The organism is Aliiglaciecola litoralis (assembly GCF_039523355.1).
In the GTDB taxonomy this organism is placed as follows: Bacteria; Pseudomonadota; Gammaproteobacteria; order Enterobacterales; family Alteromonadaceae; genus Aliiglaciecola; species Aliiglaciecola litoralis.
In genome coordinates, this window is record NZ_BAAAFD010000032.1 from 1 (window position 1) to 2,294 (window position 2,294).

Here is a 2,294-nt window from a genome sequence, read left to right on the forward strand (position 1 = left end):
ATCTTTGAATATATTGAAATATTTTATAATCGCGTAAGGCTACATTCGACATTGGGATACTTAAGTCCGTTGGAATATGAAGCTCGTTACGCTTAAACAGGATGTCCACTTTTAGTGGGTAACACCAGTGTAAATGAATAACTCAGCATGATCTTAACTTTACTATTCCTTTTTATTTTCCCCGTTGTTTTAACAATGCTCTTATCGGTACCGCTATTTTTATATATTAAAAATAAGACCAAACAAAACTTAGTAATTTACCTCATAAGTAGCTTTGTTCTTTCCATGTTGGTTGGTTTTATGTTTATTGGTATGCTTACCTCACTAGGTGATGAACCAATTAGTGAAGCCATAGTTATAGTGTTGGGCTTGGGTAGTTTTGGCCTTGTGCTGGGGTTAATAGGATGGTTTATGGGAGGTCGCGTATCTTCAAAATAGCGCAGTTTACACCTAACAAGCCAATATACTGGGACGCTTTTTCGCTGGCTGCGGCTCGTTCCTCGCACTTTATAGCCAGCTCAAACCGCCCGTAATTGGAGCGTTAGCTGCCAGGAGGGTTATGAAACAATTATTTTTATTTTTGGTTTTTATATTCAGCAGTTCTTCTTTCGCTTGCTCATGCATTAAGGCAAGTATCGAAGACGCTTTTAAAAATGCAGATTATGTATATATTGGTCAAATTGAATCAGCAAAACGCACTGGGCTAACGGAAGTAACCAATTACCTTTCCATTACAAAAGGGTTCAAAGGTGCCAGAGAAACAGATGTTTTAATATCCGAAATTAGCGAAGGCACTTGTGCCTCAATCGCTGCTGTTGGTTACACATACGTTGTTTTTGGTAAAAATGACGCTCTACCTAAATTACACGCTTGCAGCCAAACACAGATGTTATTTGGTGGCAAACAAGAGTTAGTGGATAAATTAAGCTCTTTGGCAACTAACAAGTGAATAATGTCGTTCGTAAACTCACTGGGACAAATACTCGCTGGCCTTCGGCCAAAGCGCTCATATTCGCCCCATATTCAAAGCGTTAGCAGTCATTTAACATGGAGGTCTTTTTGAGATTAACTATTTTACTATTTGCGATTTTTTTGTCAGCTTGTACATCAACTACAACGTTAGATTTAAGTGAAATCAGACAGCCCAAAGAAGCGAAAACGACATTTTATATATCCGTTGAGGACGGCCCTTCTTCTGAGCTTATTAAGGGAGTTGGATATGCATTTTGCAACACAAACTTTGTTACCGTTGTTGAAAGTGTAAACACTACGAGCGAATGGGATAAGTTAGCAAAAGTAACATTTGAAAACTCAAAGTCTAAAGAACACTTGTCGATTCTATTTTATTTTGATGAGACCAAAGGCACGGTGATGCCCTTAATAAAACATAGTGCAGATGACTTTGCAGAACCATTGGGAATGGAGTTTTCGCTCGGAGAAAGAATAACTTCAATGGTATATCTAGAAAATAATGATTTTGGGATTTCATTAGAGCCAGCACACAAAATAGATTCGCTGATAAGTCAAACAGCCGATGGAACTCGCACGGAAGAATTTGAGTTTTCAATCATTGAGCTTGATTTTGTACCCGACCTAATAAAGTTCAAAGGAATTTCTGTGAATGCAATATTTGACAATATCCGTGTAAATCATGACTGCTAACAAGGCGCTCAACGCGCTCCCTCCGGTCACTGGGACAGTAACGCAGCGGCGCTTCGCGATTATGCCGCTACGTTTCTGCCCGTTAGCTTAGCGTTATATGTCATGAGCGAAGTTAATTTTACTGTTGTTATCTTGATAATTATCGCCATTCATTTTGTGAGTGCGGTAATTGTGTACTCGTTGATCTCAAGTAAGATTCAAAGCTTGTCGAAATGTAAGCGCAATAAGTATCTTTTAAGACAAATTAGGACGCTAGAAAATCACAGACTGTTAGCTGCAATTCTGCCATTGATAGGGCCTATTATTGGTGTTGCTATCCTTAATGGAGCTGTACTAGGTGTTCCGGAAGAAGGATTAAAAGTTAACAGTCCAGGTGACTCTAATTCATTTTCGGACGGTGAGTAACAAATGACATATAACAAGTTGCCTAAGATCGCCGCATACAACGCGGCTGGGACAAATACTCACTGGGCTTCGCCCAACAACGTTCGCATTTGCCCCTTGGCAAAGCGTTATATGCCAATGAAAAGACTCAAACACCTGTTGCTACATCTTTCAATACTTGTTTTAGTTGCTTGTGGCGATTCAAATATTGTCAGTGAACGAGGTGTCTATTGGAAAAGCGAGCTTGA

Annotated in this window: 5 protein-coding genes; all 5 read left to right on the forward strand. The window is 39.5% G+C overall.

The window, feature by feature from the left end; translation table 11 throughout:
• A partial coding sequence (locus ABD036_RS18965) for an IS3 family transposase (protein ID WP_343862578.1) occupies positions 1-96 on the forward strand: 96 nt, incomplete at its 5' end.
• Positions 97-147: 51 nt separating this feature from the next.
• Positions 148-438, forward strand: a complete 291-nt coding sequence (locus ABD036_RS18970; protein WP_343862748.1) for a hypothetical protein — start codon at positions 148-150, stop codon at positions 436-438.
• A gap of 121 nt (positions 439-559) precedes the next feature.
• A complete protein-coding gene (locus ABD036_RS18975; protein WP_343862750.1) occupies positions 560-949 on the forward strand; it encodes a hypothetical protein in 390 nt (129 codons plus the stop codon).
• 110 nt (positions 950-1,059) lie between these two features.
• Positions 1,060-1,662: a hypothetical protein gene (locus ABD036_RS18980; RefSeq protein ID WP_343862752.1), complete on the forward strand. Its 603-nt coding sequence runs from the start codon at positions 1,060-1,062 to the stop codon at positions 1,660-1,662.
• A gap of 408 nt (positions 1,663-2,070) precedes the next feature.
• On the forward strand, positions 2,071-2,294 hold a 224-nt coding region (locus tag ABD036_RS18985; RefSeq protein ID WP_343862754.1), incomplete at its 3' end, for a hypothetical protein.

What these genes read in the sequence shown, in the direction of transcription:
- ABD036_RS18970 (WP_343862748.1), top strand. Translation starts at nt 148, where the DNA reads ATGATCTTAACTTTACTATTCCTTTTTATTTTCCCCGTTGTTTTAACA.
- ABD036_RS18975 (WP_343862750.1), top strand. Translation starts at nt 560, where the DNA reads ATGAAACAATTATTTTTATTTTTGGTTTTTATATTCAGCAGTTCTTCT.